Consider the following 18,273-nt stretch of genomic DNA (forward strand, 5'->3'; position numbering starts at 1 on the left):
CACGCCTTATTCGTTGTGGAGACTGCCTTCATGGCCAACGAACTCTATACCCGTACCAACCAGAAAATTTACTTCGCGGGTTTGTCCCTGGAAGCCCTTGGCCGCGCCGAGGAAGGCAAGGAGATGAACGCTATCGCACTGGTACAGGCCGGGCGTGAAGCCGCGCTATTCCACCTGTATGGCGCCTTGCTTGGCCTGTGCCATGAGATCGCCGGGTTCTATCGCCTGCCTCAGGCCGGTTCGCCGCGCGCAGAGATGATCATCAATCGCGATGTGCTGGAGTCCATGGCTATCCCGGAATTGGCCGAGCTGGTGGAGATGGCGCAAAGCCCGGACAGTTGGCTGGCACGGTTGCTGGTAGCTCACGCCGAGATGTTCCAGCCTCCGCGCGTGAAGCACACCCCCAAAGGTGATGTGACCCAGCCGTTGATCGTGGCCGTGAGCCTGGACGAAGAAGGGCCAGAGCCGTTAAGCCGGGAAGAGCTGGAAAGCTGGCGGCAAGAGCTAAAGAAGCTGGCCATTCGGTTTCGTGATGGTTTGAACGAGTGCTGAGTTAACTTGGGTGCCATTCATCAAGCCGTAAAGAAAGCTGTTCAGATCCTCAGCTAGGCCCCTCTGATGACTGATATAATGCCGGCCTTTCGTGGAGAACAGACTTTTATGCCAACGTCCTTTCTGGAAATTGTTGAACTGCCTGACGGCCGAATCGAGCTGCGCCGGGCTGAGGACGAGGGTTCTCTGGTGATTTTGGACTTTTCCGAGGACGCAAAAGCGTTCCTGCAAGGCCAGCACGTGGAAGTGGCAAAAGCCATGTTGAGCGTAGGTGTGCAGATGGCGGGGCGCCTGGCTGAAGGCGAGCCAGAGAAGGAAGACGGCCCGCGGATTCTTCACTGATTGTGTTGAGTGGACCTATTGTGGTGAGCGGGCTTGCCCCGCGCAGGGCTGCGAAGCGGGCCTCAATAGAATGAACGCGATGTATCAGGTATTCCACAGTGCCTGTTTTGGGGCCGCTTCGCAGCCCGGCGCGGGGCAAGCCCGCTCACCACAATAATCCCTGCCACAAGCCCCTCCACAGGGCTGGCCAGTGGCACATCATAGCGGCATATCGTTTTATCCCAACCGAATGTTCAAGCTCTGTGCATCGCCCGTACGTGCGGCGCTGATCAGTTGCTGCCTGGCCGCTGTGGTCAGCGGGTTCAACCAACTGACCACCGTATGGCTGCGGCCCAGGCGCAAGGCTTCACAAGTCAACTGTTGGGCGCTTTGAGCGCCGCGCGGTTGCAGCAACAGGATACGCTCGCGGTTCAGGCCGGCGTCCCGCAGCCAGGCCTGGGTCAGGCTGGACGGCGGGGCGATCAGCGTCAGCCAGCGGGCGTCCTGTTCCTCGCTCAATTCACGAAGAATCGGCGCCAGCAGGCTCAGGCAGTTCCCGGCAGCACCGCGCAACGACAGCTCACTGAACGCCTCGGGTTCGGCGCTCCAGGGCGCTTCGACCGTTTCCTTGAGGATGGGCGCAAGGGGCTGGGCCATAAAGGCCTCAAACAGCGACAGTTGAGTGTGTTGTGGGGTCTGTAGGAACTGCATGATGCCTCCGTTAGCGGCGAATAACGCCGACGCTCAAGCCTTCAATCACCAGGTCCTGGTCTTTCAGGTTCACTTCAATCGGCGCGAATTCAGGGTTCTCGGCCAGGAGCCAGACCTTGCTGCCTTCGCGCTTGAAGCGTTTAACCGTCACTTCATCGCCAATACGTGCGACGACGATCTGGCCATTGCGGGCTTCACGTGTGGTGTGGACGGCCAGCAGGTCGCCGTCGAAAATACCCACGTCCTTCATGCTCATGCCGTGGACTCGCAACAGGTAGTCGGCACGGGGATGGAAGAAGGTCGGGTTGATGTTGCAGGACTCCTCGACGTGCTGTTGCGCCAGGATCGGCGCACCGGCTGCGACCCGGCCGATGATCGGCAGCGTCGACTCGTCGACCTTGGCTTCGAAGCCAGGGATGCGAATGCCGCGTGAAGCACCCGGGGTCATCTCGATCGCACCTTTGCGGGCGAGGGCCTTGAGGTGTTCTTCGGCGGCGTTGGGTGACTTGAATCCCAGTTTCAGCGCAATTTCTGCCCGGGTCGGCGGGTAGCCGTTGTCATCGAGGCAGCGCTTGATAAAAGCCAGAATCTCAGCTTGGCGTGGCGTCAGTTTTAGCATGTTGATCGCTCTGTCTTTTTATACAGTGACTGGGATTATATACAGTGGACTGCGCTTGGCAATCACCGTTTTCAGTCACTCCGCTGGACGGTCGTTTGTCGTCCTTCCTACAGGCTGGAGATAGCGCAACCTACAGACCTTGGCGAATGTGATTAAATGGCCATGAAATCGGTGACCGACCAGCCGCAAACGGACCTGCAGGCTTGACAAGACATAGCTTGAAACGTATGTTTCAAACAAGTGTTTGTCAGGCGGAGTAGCCATGGCCCAGTCGGAAACCGTTGAACGCATTCTCGATGCTGCCGAGCAGTTGTTCGCGGAAAAAGGATTTGCTGAAACTTCATTGCGGCTGATTACCAGCAAGGCCGGGGTTAACCTGGCGGCAGTGAATTACCATTTCGGCTCCAAGAAAGCGCTGATCCAGGCGGTGTTCTCACGTTTCCTGGGGCCTTTTTGCATCAGCCTCGACCGTGAGCTGGAGCGTCGCCAGGCCAAGCCTGAAAACAAGCCAAGCCTGGAAGACCTGCTGGAAATCCTCGTCGAGCAAGCCTTGGTGGTTCAGCCTCGCAGCGGCAATGACCTGTCGATCTTCATGCGCTTGCTGGGCCTGGCGTTCAGCCAGAGCCAGGGCCACCTGCGTCGCTACCTGGAAGACATGTACGGCAAGGTGTTCCGCCGCTATATGCTGCTGGTCAACGAAGCCGCGCCGCGTATCCCGCCGATCGAACTGTTCTGGCGCGTGCACTTCATGCTCGGTGCCGCGGCGTTCAGCATGTCCGGGATCAAGGCGTTGCGGGCGATTGCCGAGACTGACTTTGGCGTCAACACCTCCATCGAGCAGGTAATGCGCTTGATGGTGCCGTTCCTCGCCGCCGGCATGCGTGCCGAAACCGGCGTCACCGACCAGAGCATGGCGGCCGCCCAGTTGCGCCCCCGCAGCAAGTCGGTACCGGCCCCGGCCAAGGTTTAACCCATGCCGGGTGTGCGCGGCCGCTTGCATCCGCTAAGCTAGCCGCCCATGCCGATTTCAGCTATTTACCCACACCCTGTTGCTCTCGCTGAACGTCCGTCTCCAGACCCAATACTGGCGATGCGATCTCGCGAGGGCTTCGGGCTGCGTGCGTTATTTAAGGAAGCTTTATGACCCAAGCCCTGCAAGGCTCTTTGATGGTGGACGTCGCCGGTACCTGGCTGACGGCTGAAGATCGTCACCTGTTGCGTCAGCCCGAGGTGGGCGGCCTGATCATTTTTGCGCGCAATATCGAGCACCCGCGCCAGGTGCGTGAGTTGAGCGCCGCGATTCGCGCTGTGCGTCCGGACCTGTTGCTGGCCGTCGACCAGGAAGGCGGCCGCGTACAGCGCTTGCGCCAGGGTTTCGTGCGCCTGCCGGCGATGCGAGCCCTGGCGGACAACCCGAATGCCGAGCAACTGGCCGAGCAGTGCGGCTGGGTCATGGCCACCGAAGTGCTGGCGGTCGGCCTGGACCTGAGCTTCGCCCCGGTACTGGACCTCGATTACCAGCGCAGCGCAGTCGTGGGCACTCGCGCCTTTGAAGGCAACCCCGAGCGCGCCGCCCTGCTCGCCGGGGCTTTTATCCGCGGCATGAACAGCGCCGGCATGGCAGCCACAGGTAAACACTTCCCTGGGCACGGATGGGCCGAAGCCGACTCCCACGTCGCCATTCCCAAGGATGAGCGCAGCCTGGAACAGATTCGCGCCAATGACCTGGTACCGTTTGCACGCTTGAGCAATCAACTGGCGGCGGTCATGCCGGCCCATGTGATTTATCCCCAGGTCGACGCGCAACCGGCCGGTTTCTCCCGGCGCTGGTTGCAGGACATCCTGCGCGGCGAGTTGCAGTTTGACGGGGTGATCTTCAGTGACGACCTGTCTATGGCCGGCGCTCATGTAGTCGGTGATGCCGCCAGCCGTATCGAGGCAGCGCTGACTGCGGGCTGCGATATGGGCTTGGTGTGCAATGACCGGGCTGCTGCCGAACTGGCATTGAGTGCTGCCCAGCGCATGAAGGTCACGCCGTCGGCGCGTATTGCGCGGATGCGAGGGCAGGCTGTGGCTTCGACCGAGTACAAGCAGGATCCGCGTTGGTTGGCGGCGTTGGGTGCGCTGCGAGATGCTCAATTGATCGATTAAGACCGTGTCGCGTCCATCGCAGGCAAGCCAGCTCCCACAGGGAAATGCATTCCAGGTGTGGGAGCGGGCTTGCCCGCGATAGCGGTCTTAAAGTCAGCGCTTCTCTTGCTTGTGCGGCAGCGGCGCAAACAACGCCTCAATGTCCTCATTCCCCAGCTTCCAATCCCCCGTCGTGCGCCCATCCAGAACGCCCGCCGCCAGATCAGATTTTTCCTTCTGCAAATGCTGGATTTTCTCTTCCACGGTGCCCCGGGCAATCATCTTGTAGACGAATACCGGCTTCTCCTGGCCAATGCGATACGCACGGTCGGTCGCCTGGTTTTCGGTGGCCGGGTTCCACCACGGGTCGTAGTGAATCACCGTGTCTGCTTCCGTCAGGTTAAGCCCGACACCGCCTGCCTTCAGGCTGATCAGAAAAATCTGCAGTTTGCCGCTCTGGAAGTCCTTCACCGGCGTGCGCCGATCCCGGGTTTGCCCGGTCAGCAGTGCGTAGGCCACGCCGCGTTTTTTCAATTCGGCTTCGATCAGGCTCAACATCGAGGTGAACTGGGAAAACAGTAGAATCCTGCGCCCTTCGGCAAACAACTCCTCCAGCATCTCCAGCAAACTGTCGAGCTTGCCCGAGCTGCTGCCCTTGGCCGGCAACGTTGCATCATTGACCAAGCGCAAATCACAGCACACCTGGCGCAGCTTGAGCAGCGCTTCCAGGATGATGATCTGGCTGCGGGCCACGCCCTTGCGGGTGATCTCGTCGCGGACTTTCTTGTCCATCGCCAGGCGCATGGTTTCGTACACATCGCGTTGGGCTTCATTGAGGTCAACCCAGTGGATGATCTCGGTCTTGGGCGGCAATTCCGTCGCCACCTGTTCCTTGGTACGGCGCAGCAGGAACGGCTTGATCCGACCATTGAGGTGCTGCAATCGCACGTCGCTGCCGCGCTTTTCGATCGGTACGCGGTAATCGCGGTTGAAGCTTTTTACGTCCCCCAGCCAACCCGGCAGCAGGAAGTGGAACAGCGACCACAGCTCGCCCAAGTGGTTTTCCAGCGGCGTACCGCTGAGGCACAGGCGCTGGCGGGCATTCAGTTCGCGGGCCGCCTGGGCCGCCTTGCTGTTGGGGTTCTTGACGTACTGCGCTTCGTCGAGGATCAACACGTGCAAGGGCAGGGCGGCCAGTTGCTCGATGTCTTTGGGCAGCAGGGCGTAGGTGGTCAGCAGCAGGTCGTAGTCCTGCAACTGTTGGAAATGTTTCTTACGCCCGGCGCCATACAGCGCCAGTACTTTGAGCTGCGGCGTGAAGTGCGCCGCTTCATCGAGCCAGTTCGGGATCAGGCTGGTGGGCATCACCACCATGCACGGCCGGTCCAGGCGCCCGGCGATTTTCTCGCTCAGAATATGCGCCAGGGTTTGCAGGGTTTTGCCCAGGCCCATGTCATCCGCGAGAATCCCGCCGACGTCGAGCTGGCGCAGCGACTGCATCCAGCTCAGGCCTTCCAGCTGATAAGGGCGCAATGTCGCGTTCAAACCTTCGGGCGCTTCGCAGCTGAAATCCTTGATGTCCCGCAGGCGCTGGGCGAAGTTGCGGATCTTTTCGCCGCCTTCCCATTGCAGTGGCAGGTCTTCCAGCGGGTTGAGGCGAATGGCGTCGGCCTTGGCCAGGCGCAGCGCGGTAGTGCCTGGCTCTTGCAGGTAGAACTCGCCCAGGGTCGCCAGCACCGGTTTCAGCCGGCCGTAGGGCAGCGCCACTTGCAATGGACCATGGCCGTTGGGCAGGCCTGGAATGTTCACCAAAATCAACTCGTCATCGCGGCGCCGGGCGAGTTTTTCCGGGTTGAGGATCTCGGTGTGGGAGCGCATCAGGTTCAACAGGATCGGCAGCAAACTCAGGCGTTCGCCGTTGACGATGATCCCCAGTTCCAGGTCGAACCAGTCACGTTCCGGCACTTCGTCGACACTGGCGTACCAGTCGTCGACGGCGCTCAGGTCGAAACCGAAATCCTCATCGATCTGCAATTCCCAGCCTTGGGCGCGCAGGGTAGGGGAGGCATTCAGGGTGAAGTTCAGCCAGGCGCTGTCATTGACCATCTCGAACAGCTCGCCGGCGCTTTCCGGCAGGGCCTTGCTCTGGCGCGTGGCGATCTTGAAGCCCAGCAGCCGCAGTTGTTCGCGAAACTGTTGCTCCAGCTCGGGGTGGCGCTTGATCCGCAGGCTCTGCTGCTCCTGGCGCACGATGATGTCGGCGTTCTTCTGGCCGCTGACGTAGTTGCCCAGGTAGTTAAAGGACAACGCCGCCCGGTGCTGGATATAACGCTGCATCTTGCCGTTGCGCGGCTCAAAGGCGCTGAACTCGATACTCGCCAGCCACAAACGTGGTACCGGCTGTACGTCTTCCATCACCACTTGCGGCAGTACCACGCGGTTATCCAGCACCGCCTGGAGTCTCTCCAGCAACTCGGCATCTTGGGCCGCCGCCGGGTAGGCCAGGGTTTCCTGGACCTTGAGCAGCACGGCGGCGATGTGTTTGCAGTTGGTGTGCACGGGGCAGGTGCAGCGGCTGTCTACCAGGATCAACGCGCCTTTGGCGGATTCGCGCAGGGAGATGGTCTGGCGGTACACATTGCCGCCCGAGCCTTCGCAGCTGGCAATGATGGTGCTGTCGCCGGACTCCACAATGCGTACACGGTTTTCCAGGGCGTAGCGCCGGCCGCGCTCAAGGCTTTGCTCTTTAAAGCGATTGGCCCACGAAGGGGCCAGGGGTTTGGTCAACGATGACGTCAGGGGCATGGTGCTGGATCAGTCCTGGACGTCGGGCGGCGGTGCGCTGGGCGGTTTGGCGGTCAGCGAAGTGATCTTGATCAACAGGGCGAGGTGGCCGCCGTCCAGGTAGTTGAGCTGGTTGTTCTTGGTGCGCACGTCTTGCTGGCTGAGGTGCTCACTGGCAATCACGCTGCCGTTGGCGTCGAACTGGTTGACCCAGAAGTCTGCGTCGATATCGGTAAAGCGCCCAAGCTGCAGGCTCAGGGTGCCTTCAATCGGGAACTGGCCGAACTGTTCCGTGCCGTCACTGATCGCCAGCTTGACCGGCTGCTCACCGAGGTTTTGTTCCCACGTGCGGTGCAGCAACACCGTGTAGCTATTGTCGGCATTGAGTTTTTCGACGATGTTGCCCAGTCGCGGCGGGCTCATTTTGTCGGCCGGCAGGCGTGGCGCGCCGGCGTCCCAGTTTTCTGGCGCTGCACGGCTGTTGATCACCGGCTCGGCGTTCTGGCGCACCAGGATCATCTCCACCAGGTACGGGCTGTCGGCGAACGCCGAAGGGGCAACGACCACCAACAACAAGCTCAAAATGCGGAACAGGCGCATTGGGGCGTCCTTCAAGCAGATTTCGGGATGAGGCGCTCAAACAGCGCCTCCAGTGTATTAAAGCGTTCTTCGGCGCGTTCCATCGGCACCATGAATTTGAACAGCGTAGCCCCTTCGAACTTGTAGCGATTGGGTTGGCCCTGAATCAGCTTGATCAGCACCAATGGGTCCACCGGCGTCTGTGCTTCGAACTCGATACGCCCGCCTTGCGGCCCGGCATCGACTTTCTTTATACCAAGCTGTTCGGCCTGCAATTTCAGCAGGGTCAGGCGCACCAGGTTCTTGGTCGGTTCCGGCAGCAGGCCGAAGCGGTCGATCATCTCCACCTGCAGGTCCTTGAGGCCTTCTTCGTCGGAGGCCGAGGCGATTCGTTTGTACAGAATCAGCCGCGCGTGCACATCGGGCAGGTAGTCTTCGGGAATCAACGCCGGCAAGCGCAGGTTGATTTCCGGGCCGCCACCCAGTGGTTGGTCGAGGTTTGGTTGCTCGCCCTTGCGGATGGCTTTGACCGCCCGTTCGAGCATCTCCATATAAAGAGTGAAACCCACCGCCTGGATCTGCCCGCTCTGGCCGTCGCCCAGCAATTCGCCGGCGCCGCGGATTTCCAGGTCGTTGGTGGCCAGCACAAAGCCGGCGCCGAGGTCCTGGGTGTTGGCGATCGCTTCCAGGCGCTTCTCGGCGTCGGAGGTGATCTGCTGGCGCGGTGGCGTCAGCAAATAGGCATACGCCTGGTGGTGGCTGCGCCCGACTCGGCCGCGCAACTGGTGCAACTGCGCCAGGCCGAACTTGTCGGCGCGCTCGATGATGATGGTGTTGGCGCTGGGCACGTCGATGCCGGTCTCGATGATGGTCGAGGCGATCAGCACGTTGAAGCGCTTGTGGTAGAAGTCGCTCATTACCTGTTCGAGTTCGCGCTCGCGCATCTGCCCGTGGCCGATGGCGATCCGGGCTTCCGGCACCAGTTCGGCGAGGTCGGCGGCGCATTTCTCGATGGTTTTTACATCGTTGTGCAGGTAGTACACCTGGCCGCCACGCAGCAACTCCCGCAGCAGGGCTTCCTTGACCGTGCTTTTGTTCTGCTCCATGACGAAGGTACGCACCGACAAGCGGCGCGCCGGTGGCGTGGCGATGATCGACAGGTCGCGCATGCCCGACACCGCCATGTTCAGCGTGCGCGGAATCGGCGTGGCGGTGAGGGTCAGGATGTCGACTTCGCTGCGTAGGTTTTTCAGCTGTTCTTTTTGACGCACACCGAAGCGGTGCTCTTCGTCGATGATCACCAGCCCCAGGTTTTTGATCTTCACATCGTCCGACAGCAACTTGTGCGTGCCGATGACGATGTCGATCTTGCCTTGCGCCAGGTCGGCGATGGCCGCGTTCACTTCCTTGGCCGACTTGAAGCGGCTCATCACTTCTACGGTCACCGGCCAGTCGGCAAAGCGGTCGCGGAAGCTGTTGTAGTGCTGTTGGGCGAGCAGGGTGGTCGGCACCAGGATCGCCACCTGCCGGCCGCCATGCACCGCAATAAAGGCGGCGCGCATCGCCACTTCGGTCTTGCCGAAGCCCACGTCGCCGCACACCAGGCGGTCCATAGGCTTGGGCGCCAGCATGTCGGCCCGCACCGCGTCGATAGTGGTTTGCTGGTCCGGGGTTTCTTCGAAGGCGAAGCCGGCGCTGAAGGTCGCGTAGTCGGCTTTTGGGTCGGCAAACGCATAACCTTCGCGCGCGGCACGGCGGGCATAAATGTCGAGCAGCTCGGCGGCCACATCGCGTACCTGTTCGGCGGCCTTGCGCTTGGCTTTCTGCCAGGTCTCGGAGCCCAGGCGGTGCAATGGCGCGAGTGCGTCGTCGCTGCCGGTGTAGCGGGCGATCAGGTGCAGGTTGGCCACGGGCACGTAGAGCTTGGCGCCCTCGGCGTATTCCATGGTGAGGAATTCAGCCACCTGGTTGTCGATCTCCAGGGTCTGCAGGCCCAGGTAGCGACCCACACCGTGGTCGATATGCACCACCGGCGCGCCTTCGCGCAGTTCGGTGAGGTTCTTGATCACCGCATCGTTGTTGGCGTCGGCGCGTTTTTCGCGACGACGACGCTGCATCACGCGTTGGCCGAACAGCGGGCTCTCGGCAATCAAGGCCAGGGCCGGGTCATCCAGCAGCAGACCTTCGTTCAGCGGCGCGATGGTGATCGCCAGGCGGTGCTTGCTTGCGACAAAGTCCGGCCAACTGTCGACGGTTTTCGGGCGCAACTTGAGACGTTCCAGCAGTTCCAGCAGCACCTCGCGGCGCCCGGCGGACTCGGCGGTAAACAACACGCGGCCGGGGAAGTCACCGAGGAATTTCGACAGCGCTTCCAGCGGCTGACTGGCCTTGGCTTCAATCGCCAGGTTCGGCAGCGCTTGCGCCGGGAAGCGCTCGCGGCCGGCACCTGTATCCACGTCCTGCTGGCTGGCGACTACGCGAGGCCAGTGCTTCAGGCGTGCGAAGCAGTCTTCCACCGGCAGGAACAATTCGGCCGGTGGCAATAAAGGGCGCGACGGGTCGACGCGGCGTTCTTCATAACGGTTGCGCACGTCATTCCAGAAGTTCTCCGCCGCCTGTTCGATGCCTGGCAGCGAGAACACCTGGGTGTCTTGGGGCAGGTAGTCGAACAACGTGGAGGTTTCGTCGAAGAACAGTGGCAGGTAGTACTCGATACCGGCGGGGGTAATCCCGCTGCTTAAATCCTGAAAGATCGGGCAACGACGGAAGTCCACATCAAAACGTTCGCGGAAACGCGCCTTGAAGCGTGTGACCGCGTCTTTTTGCAACGGGAATTCCCGGGCCGGCAGCAGCTTGATCGACTGCACCTTGTCGATGGAGCGCTGGTTTTCCGGATCGAAGGTGCGCAGGGTTTCAATTTCGTCGTCGAACAGGTCGATCCGGTACGGCAGTTTGCTGCCCATCGGGAACAGGTCGATCAACGCACCACGCACCGCGAACTCACCGTGCTCGTACACCCGATAACCACTGGCTTCAAGCCGGGTGCGCATCTGTTCCACGTCGAGCTTCTGGCCAATGTCCAGCACCAGGCTGCTGCCCAGCAGGAACTTGGTCGGCGCCAGGCGGTGCAAGGCCGTGGTGATCGGTACCACCAGCACGCCGTGGGCCAGTTCCGGCAAGCGGTACAGGCTGGCGATGCGCTGGGAAATGATGTCCTGGTGCGGCGAGAACAGATCGTAGGGCAGGGTTTCCCAGTCCGGGAAATGCAGTACCGGCAAATCGGGGGCGAAGAAACTCAGCTCCTGTTCCAACCGCTCGGCACTTTGGCTGTCGGCGGTGAGCAGCAGGGTAAAGCGCTTGGCAGCGCTGGCAGCCTCGGCGATAGCCAGGCTGAGGGCGGCACCGGGCAGGTTGCCCCAGTGCTGTTTACCTGCCGCAGCAGGGAGAATCGGTAGACGCAGAACGGGCACGGAAGGTTGAGCTCCAAGCGTTGCGACAAAGTCGGTAATTGTAACGGCCCCGGGTGCCGCCTGTCAGTTGCTGACTGAGCCTATTACGGTTTGTAGGAAATGTAGTGGCTAAGACAAACAAAGGCGCCTTTTGACTCATTATGTAGTGCCGAAATCGGCGTATGTTTCGGAGGGTTACGGACACTTTGTCACATTGGTCCAACAGGGGGTGCCCTGAAAGCCACGTATTTACTGGGCTCCAGCGCGGCGATATTTTTTTGCAAGAGGTTTTGTTGCTGGGCGCGCATTGCTCCGGGGGCGGTCGGGCGGCATAATGTAGCCCCTTTTTTCTGCCCCTACATGTGGAAGGTTCCCGTGACTCAGAAGCCCGACCAGTGTCTTGGTGAATGGATCGACCGTGAAGCACTCGCTGAAGCGATGATTCCGCTTATCGGTCAGCTATACCGCAATAACAATGTGGTGAGCTCGATCTATGGCCGCAGCCTGATCAACCAATCAGTCATCGCGATTCTCAAGGCTCATCGCTTTGCTCGCCATCGTTCCGCCGACGACAGCGAACTCTCCGTCCACGAAACATTCCCCCTGCTTAAAGCCATGAGCGAGCTCAAGCTCGGCGCGGCTTCGGTAGACCTGGGCAAGCTGGCTTACAAATTCCGCAAGGAAGGCGCTGGCCGCACCGCCGAGCAGTTCGTCCGTGAAGAAATGGCCGATGTGGTTGGCCAGCAAAACGCTGCTGCCCGCAAAGGCACCGACGTGGTGCTGTACGGCTTCGGTCGTATCGGCCGTCTGCTGGCACGCATCCTGATCGAAAAAACCGGTGGCGGCGACGGCCTGCGCCTGCGTGCCATCGTGGTTCGCAAAGGTGCAGAAAACGACCTGACCAAACGCGCAAGCCTCTTGCGTCGTGACTCGGTACACGGTCCGTTCAACGGCACCATCGTCATCGACGAAGAAAACAACACCATCACCGCCAACGGTAACCTGATCCAGGTGATCTACGCGAAGAACCCGGCCGAGGTGGATTACACCCAGTACGGCATCAAGGACGCCCTGCTGGTGGACAACACCGGTGTATGGCGCGACGCCGAAGGCCTGGGCCAGCATCTGGCTTGCCCGGGTATCGACCGCGTTGTTTTGACGGCGCCTGGCAAGGGCAAGCTGAAGAACATCGTGCACGGCATCAACCACGGCGAAATCACCGCTGACGACAAGATCGTGTCTGCTGCTTCCTGCACCACCAACGCCATCGTGCCGGTGCTGAAAGCGGTGAACGACAAGTTCGGCATCGTTAACGGTCACGTTGAAACGGTTCACTCGTACACCAACGACCAGAACCTGATCGACAACTTCCATAAGGGCGATCGCCGTGGCCGTAGCGCCGCGCTGAACATGGTGATCACCGAGACCGGTGCTGCCACCGCTGCTGCCAAGGCTCTGCCCGAGCTGGCCGGCAAGCTGACTGGCAACGCGATTCGTGTTCCGACGCCGAACGTGTCGATGGCCATTCTCAACCTGAACCTTGAGAAAGCCGCCACCCGTGAAGAGATGAACGAGTACCTGCGCTACATGGCGCTGCACTCCGATCTGCATAAGCAAATCGACTTCGTCAATTCCCAGGAAGTGGTTTCCACCGACTTCGTGGGTTCGCGCCACGCCGGTGTGGTGGATGCCGAGGCAACCATCACCCAGGATAACCGCGTTGTTCTGTACGTTTGGTACGACAACGAATTCGGTTACAGCTGCCAGGTGGTTCGTGTGATGGAAGACATGGCCGGGGTTAACCCGCCAGCATTCCCGCGTTAAGCATCAGCAGTAAATGAAAAAGCCCCGACTGGTTCGGGGCTTTTTTGTGTCTTTGGGTTTTGTGTTGCTTGTACCGGCCTCATCGCAGGCAAGCCAGCTCCCACATGTTGATGTGTGAATACATTCAACTGTGGGAGCTGGCTTGCCTGCGATAGCTATCTATCAAGCGCCGCCGACTATCGAAGCCTGCGCGGTACGCAGCTCATGACGGTTGCCCTTGAACAGGATCAGTGTGGCCACCAAGCCCAGTACTGCCGCGCCGCTGAGCCAGATGCCCGGCGCTGCCTTGTTGTCCAGCACGTGGATCAGGTAGGTACAGGCCGCTGGAGTAAAGCCGCCGAAGGTTGCTGTCGCCAGGCTGTAGGCCAGGGAGAAACCCGTGGTGCGTACTTCTACCGGCATGATTTCGGTCAGCGCTACAACCATTGCGCCGTTGTACGAGCCATACAGGAACGACAGCCAGAGCAACACGATCAGCAGATGGCTGAAACTCGGGTTGGCCACCAGCCACGACAGCGCCGGATAGGCGGTGAGGATTGCCAGGATAGTCGCCCCCAGCAGCAGGGGCTTACGCCCGATCTTGTCGGACACCGCGCCCATCACCGGCAGCCAGATGAAGTTCGAGATGCCCACGCACACGGTCACCAGCAGCGCATCGAAATCCGACAAGTGCAATTCGGCCTTGCCGAAGGTCGGGGTATAGGCGGTGATCAGGTAAAACGACACGGTGGTCATCACCACCAATGCCATGCCCGCGATAACGATACCGAAGTTCTGACCGATCGAACGGATGATTTCCTGCAGGGTAGGGCGGTGTTTACGCGCCTGGAATTCCGGGGTTTCTTCCAGGGAGCGACGAATCACGAAGATCACCGGCACGATCAGGCAACCAATCAGGAACGGCACGCGCCAGCCCCAGTCACCCATTTCTTCCGGACTGAGCCAGTGGTTCAGGCCCACGCCCAGCAGGCCGGCGAACACCACAGCCGCTTGCTGGCTGGCGGACTGCCAACTGACAAAGAAGCCTTTGCGGCCCGGTGTGGCGATTTCCGCCAGGTACACCGACACGCCGCCCAGCTCGACACCGGCGGAGAAGCCTTGCAGCAGGCGACCGAACAGCACGATCAACGGCGCCGCAACGCCCAGGGTGGCATACCCGGGCACACAGGCGATCAACACGGTACCGGCAGCCATCATCGCCAGGGTGATCACCAAGCCCTTTTTACGGCCGTGACGGTCGATGTAGGCGCCGAGGAAAATCGCGCCCAGCGGACGCATCAGGAACCCGGCACCGAAGGTCGCCAGGGACAGCATCAGGGATGCGAAAGCGCTGTCGGTGGGGAAAAATGTCTTGGCAATGGCCGTGGCGTAGAAGCCATAGACCATGAAGTCGAACATCTCGAGGAAGTTACCGCTGACAACGCGAAAGATCGCCTTGCCCTTGCCCGTTGTGGTGGACATGTCATGCACTCATTTTGGCTATCTTATTAGTAATCCCTGGTCGCAACCGTCCTTGCTGTTAAAAGCCCTGGCACGAAGCTGGCGCTGAACAGTTTTGTAACGATATGTGTATAAGCCACCACAGGCAACAAAAAACCGATAGCAAGCTGGCAAATTGCCGCAGGGCTGCGGGTGATAAAAGTCCAATGCGGGAGCGATCAATTGAGGAGGGTATTTCGCAGGCTGTCGGACAGGCCTTTCGGTGCCAGCCAGATGCCGAGATAAGCCTTCGCCAGCGCGTCATCGCGGCTGCTGAAAACCACCGTGCCGTTGATTTCCAGGCTCAACCCGCGCTGTGGCCGAAAATCCAGGGCATAACGGTCACCGCTGCGGATATCGCGAAAGCTTTTGTGCAATTGATCCAGTTCGGGCTTCAGGCGGGCGAGGGCGGTGGCTTTCTGCTGGCGTTCAAGGGTGGCCGTCGCCGCCTTGATCACATCGTTGCGGTCGATATCGCGAAAGTAATACAGCTCCAGGCGCAGGTCTTTTTGCTGGTCCAGGGCCTGTTTGGCGCTCAGGTCAGGTTGGGCGAACAGCGCCGCCGCATACACATCTGCCCATAGGTAGGTCAGGACGGCCTGGTTTTTCAGAACCAGTTGATGGGATTGCGCCGCAAAATCGGCTTGTTTGAGGCGATCAGCCTCATTCGCCAACACCGGGACCGAAAACATCAGTAATAAACAAATAACCACATGTCGCATAATGGCCCGCTCTGAAAGGTGCTTGCCTACAGGTTAATTCAATAACGAGCGCCGTGTAGTAAAGGCAAAACTGGCCTACGACGCGACCAAGGGTTAATGTGCGCGACGTTGAGCCTTCTATAGACTGTGCCCCGGCTCACACACTTGAGCCACATTGATCCTTCATGACCGCTGGCCGCGGCATGATTTAGCCAGGCGTCCAACCGTGCGCCCTGGCCTGTTCTGAGGAGTACGCATGGCTGTCTACAACTACGACGTGGTGGTACTGGGTTCCGGCCCAGCTGGAGAAGGTGCGGCGATGAACGCCGCCAAAGCAGGGCGCAAGGTGGCGATGGTCGATAGCCGTCGCCAGGTCGGCGGTAACTGCACCCACCTGGGTACCATCCCGTCCAAGGCCTTGCGTCACTCGGTGCGCCAGATCATGCAGTTCAACACCAACCCGATGTTCCGGGCCATTGGTGAGCCGCGCTGGTTCTCGTTCCCGGACGTGCTCAAGAGCGCTGAAAAAGTCATTTCCAAACAGGTTGCCTCGCGTACCGGCTTCTATGCCCGTAACCGCGTCGACCTGTTCTTCGGCACCGGTAGCTTTGCCGATGAGCAAACCGTCGAAGTGGTCTGCGCCAACGGCGTGGTCGAGAAGCTGGTGGCCAAGCACATCATCATCGCCACCGGCTCGCGCCCGTATCGCCCGGCGGATATCGATTTTCACCACCCGCGTATCTACGATAGCGACACCATCCTCAGCCTGGGCCACACCCCACGCAAACTGATCATCTACGGCGCCGGCGTGATCGGCTGTGAATACGCCTCGATCTTCAGTGGCCTGGGTGTACTGGTCGAGCTGGTGGATAACCGCGACCAGTTGTTGAGCTTCCTCGACTCGGAAATTTCCCAGGCGTTGAGTTACCACTTCAGCAACAACAACATCACCGTGCGCCACAACGAAGAGTACGAACGGGTCGAAGGCCTGGACAACGGTGTGATCCTGCACCTCAAATCCGGCAAGAAGATCAAGGCCGACGCCTTGCTGTGGTGCAACGGCCGTACTGGCAACACCGACAAGCTGGGCATGGAAAATATCGGGGTCAAGGTCAACAGCCGGGGCCAGATCGAAGTGGACGAGAACTATCGCACCTGCGTACCGAACATCTACGGTGCCGGTGACGTGATCGGCTGGCCAAGCCTGGCCAGTGCCGCGCACGACCAGGGCCGTTCTGCGGCGGGCAGCATTGTCGACAACGGCAGCTGGCGCTACGTCAACGACGTGCCGACCGGGATCTACACCATTCCGGAGATCAGCTCGATCGGCAAGAACGAGCACGAACTGACCAAGGCCAAGGTGCCTTACGAAGTCGGCAAGGCGTTCTTCAAGAGCATGGCGCGTGCGCAGATCGCCGGTGAGCCGCAAGGCATGCTGAAGATCCTGTTCCACCGCGAAACGCTCGAAGTGCTCGGCGTGCATTGCTTCGGCTATCAGGCGTCGGAGATCGTGCACATCGGCCAGGCGATCATGAATCAGCCGGGTGAACAAAATACCCTGAAGTATTTCGTCAACACCACGTTCAATTACCCGACCATGGCTGAAGCCTATCGGGTAGCGGCCTACGACGGTCTCAACCGGCTTTTTTGAGCGGCTCCGGCCGGTGGCCTGAGCCGGCCGGGGAGACCGATTTCAGTAATTCCCGAGGGTGGCAGTGGCCAAACCGGGAAAGTCTGTAATCAGGCTATCTACGCCGAAGTCGGCGAGCCTGCGCATCAGCGCGGGTTCGTTGACGGTCCACACGGACACGTGCAAACCCTGGCGCTGGGCTTTTTCCAGACGCTCAGGGGTGCACAGCGTCCAGTTCAACGCCAGAATCTCACAGCCATAGTTGGCCGCGACCTTCAATGGGTCGAGCCAGGCGTATTCGGCTACCAGCCCACGGGACAGGTCCGGGGTGAGGTCCAGCGCCGCTTTCAACACCTCCCGCGAGCTTGAGGTGACGGTGACCTTGTCCATCAGCCCGAAACGCTGGGCCATTTCCCGGATCGCCAGCACGGTGGTTGCCGCACGGGTGCGCGATGCGCTTTTGACTTCCAGTTGCCAGTGATCGAAGTCGCACTGTTCAAACAGTTCTTCCAGGCGTGGGATCGGGCAGGGGTTGACCCAGCCCGGGCCGCCTTTGCGCGCGTCCATCTTGACCAGGTCGGCGGCTGAATACTCGACGACCTTGCCGCGTCGGTCGGTGGTGCGCTTGAGGGTTGGGTCGTGAATGACCATCAGCTCGCCGTCCATGGACAGGTGCAAATCCAGTTCGCAACGGCGCACGCCGTGCTTGAGGCATTCCTGGAAGCTGGTCAGGGTGTTTTCCGGTGCTTCGCCTTTGGCACCGCGGTGGCCATAAATCAGGGTCACAGTTGCTCCTTTACGCCAGGGTTCCTGGCTGGATGGATGGCGCGACGCGCCATTCAGTGTTCGTATTCAGGTGTCGGATTCGTCGCTTTTTTCCCGCGCCAGGCGCCGTTCCTGGGCCTGTTTCTGCAGGATATAGCGCGCCAGCAACTGGCGTTGGGCATCGGTCATGGCTTCGAATTCCGTGCCGATCTCAAAGCCGCCGGTCTTGGCATCGCAATGGGTGACTTTAGCTCGCAGCAACAGGCCCAGCGCCTGGGGCATCAGCACCAGCTTGACCGCCAGGTGGCTGTCGGGCTGGATCGCCGTGGGGTTCAGGAACTCGATGCCACCTTCAGAGATAACTACCGGCTGCGGCGTCCCGATCTCGCCGAGCAGGCTTTGCGCCATGATCTGACTGAGCAAATCCATGCGTTTGTTCTGCACTTTGAGGAAGGCGGCGAGGGTGCGGTCCCGCTCGCCGATCTGGCGCAGCAGGTGCTGGGATTCGAATTCACTCAGGTGTAACTCGCTGAGTAGATTGAACAGCGGGGAATCATCCAGCAATACTTCCTTGCTCAACGCTTCCGGGGCCGACAGCGGGGTAATTTCCAGTGCGATCATGTCCTCGATACGGTAGTATTCGCGGCGATCTTCTTCATCTAATGTCGACATGGCGAACCCAAGGCAGCGGTGATGGTCTGAGTGTAAAGCTGCTTACCTGACCCCGCC

Annotated in this window: 15 protein-coding genes; 6 read left to right on the forward strand and 9 right to left on the reverse strand. The window is 60.3% G+C overall.

The genetic code is table 11. From position 1 onward, the window contains the following. The first annotated feature begins 30 nt into the window (after positions 1-30). Both RGV33_RS09050 and RGV33_RS09055 read left to right on the forward strand, forming a co-directional pair. A complete protein-coding gene (locus tag RGV33_RS09050) occupies positions 31-552 on the forward strand; it encodes a DUF6586 family protein (RefSeq protein WP_088424509.1) in 522 nt (173 codons plus the stop codon). 108 nt (positions 553-660) lie between these two features. After that, complete coding sequence (locus RGV33_RS09055; protein WP_003218969.1) at positions 661-894, forward strand: hypothetical protein; 234 nt, start codon at positions 661-663, stop codon at positions 892-894. 216 nt (positions 895-1,110) lie between these two features. Here the strand turns inward: RGV33_RS09055 and sulA are convergent, their stop codons facing one another. Then, positions 1,111-1,584, reverse strand: a complete 474-nt coding sequence (sulA, locus tag RGV33_RS09060; RefSeq protein ID WP_322143975.1) for an SOS-induced cell division inhibitor SulA — start codon at positions 1,582-1,584, stop codon at positions 1,111-1,113. A 10-nt stretch (positions 1,585-1,594) separates the two neighbouring features. Continuing rightward, the gene (gene lexA, locus RGV33_RS09065) at positions 1,595-2,203 is read right to left on the reverse strand and encodes a transcriptional repressor LexA (protein WP_322143976.1); all 609 of its coding nucleotides are present in this window, start codon (positions 2,201-2,203) and stop codon (positions 1,595-1,597) included. A 262-nt stretch (positions 2,204-2,465) separates the two neighbouring features. Here lexA and RGV33_RS09070 point away from each other — a divergent pair, with 262 nt between their 5' ends. Both RGV33_RS09070 and nagZ read left to right on the forward strand, forming a co-directional pair. After that, the gene (locus RGV33_RS09070; RefSeq protein ID WP_088424507.1) at positions 2,466-3,173 is read left to right on the forward strand and encodes a TetR/AcrR family transcriptional regulator; all 708 of its coding nucleotides are present in this window, start codon (positions 2,466-2,468) and stop codon (positions 3,171-3,173) included. Positions 3,174-3,343: 170 nt separating this feature from the next. After that, positions 3,344-4,354 carry a beta-N-acetylhexosaminidase gene (nagZ, locus tag RGV33_RS09075; RefSeq protein WP_322143977.1) on the forward strand — a complete coding sequence of 337 codons (1,011 nt, stop codon included), beginning with the start codon at positions 3,344-3,346 and terminating at the stop codon, positions 4,352-4,354. 93 nt (positions 4,355-4,447) lie between these two features. On the opposite strand, the gene RGV33_RS09080 is transcribed toward nagZ, so the two are convergent. From RGV33_RS09080 to mfd, 3 genes are read right to left on the reverse strand one after another with little or no spacing between them, the layout of a single operon-like run. Continuing rightward, complete coding sequence (locus tag RGV33_RS09080; protein WP_322143978.1) at positions 4,448-7,138, reverse strand: DEAD/DEAH box helicase; 2,691 nt, start codon at positions 7,136-7,138, stop codon at positions 4,448-4,450. A 9-nt stretch (positions 7,139-7,147) separates the two neighbouring features. After that, a complete protein-coding gene (locus RGV33_RS09085; RefSeq protein WP_322143979.1) occupies positions 7,148-7,717 on the reverse strand; it encodes a CsiV family protein in 570 nt (189 codons plus the stop codon). An 11-nt stretch (positions 7,718-7,728) separates the two neighbouring features. Next, positions 7,729-11,166 (reverse strand): transcription-repair coupling factor, encoded by a 3,438-nt coding sequence (gene mfd / locus RGV33_RS09090; RefSeq protein ID WP_322143980.1) that lies wholly within the window; start codon positions 11,164-11,166, stop codon positions 7,729-7,731. Positions 11,167-11,505: 339 nt separating this feature from the next. On the opposite strand from mfd, the gene RGV33_RS09095 reads away from it, so the two are divergent. Continuing rightward, entirely contained in the window at positions 11,506-12,969 is a 1,464-nt protein-coding gene (locus tag RGV33_RS09095; protein ID WP_029616136.1) for a glyceraldehyde-3-phosphate dehydrogenase, read from the forward strand. Between the two features lie 162 nt (positions 12,970-13,131). Here RGV33_RS09095 and RGV33_RS09100 read toward each other — a convergent pair whose 3' ends face one another. After that, positions 13,132-14,430, reverse strand: a complete 1,299-nt coding sequence (locus tag RGV33_RS09100; protein WP_322143981.1) for an MFS transporter — start codon at positions 14,428-14,430, stop codon at positions 13,132-13,134. Positions 14,431-14,627: 197 nt separating this feature from the next. Further along, complete coding sequence (locus RGV33_RS09105) at positions 14,628-15,170, reverse strand: chalcone isomerase family protein (RefSeq protein ID WP_322143982.1); 543 nt, start codon at positions 15,168-15,170, stop codon at positions 14,628-14,630. A 235-nt stretch (positions 15,171-15,405) separates the two neighbouring features. On the opposite strand from RGV33_RS09105, the gene sthA reads away from it, so the two are divergent. Next, the gene (gene sthA / locus RGV33_RS09110) at positions 15,406-16,800 is read left to right on the forward strand and encodes a Si-specific NAD(P)(+) transhydrogenase (protein WP_063032248.1); all 1,395 of its coding nucleotides are present in this window, start codon (positions 15,406-15,408) and stop codon (positions 16,798-16,800) included. A gap of 42 nt (positions 16,801-16,842) precedes the next feature. On the opposite strand, the gene RGV33_RS09115 is transcribed toward sthA, so the two are convergent. Together RGV33_RS09115 and RGV33_RS09120 are read right to left on the reverse strand one after the other, a co-directional pair. After that, positions 16,843-17,565 (reverse strand): glycerophosphodiester phosphodiesterase, encoded by a 723-nt coding sequence (locus RGV33_RS09115; RefSeq protein WP_003218946.1) that lies wholly within the window; start codon positions 17,563-17,565, stop codon positions 16,843-16,845. Positions 17,566-17,631: 66 nt separating this feature from the next. Then, positions 17,632-18,216 carry a PilZ domain-containing protein gene (locus RGV33_RS09120; RefSeq protein ID WP_322143983.1) on the reverse strand — a complete coding sequence of 195 codons (585 nt, stop codon included), beginning with the start codon at positions 18,214-18,216 and terminating at the stop codon, positions 17,632-17,634. Positions 18,217-18,273 lie beyond the last annotated feature (57 nt).

The sequence above is a fragment of the Pseudomonas sp. Bout1 genome (assembly GCF_034314165.1).
GTDB lineage: Bacteria > Pseudomonadota > Gammaproteobacteria > Pseudomonadales > Pseudomonadaceae > Aquipseudomonas.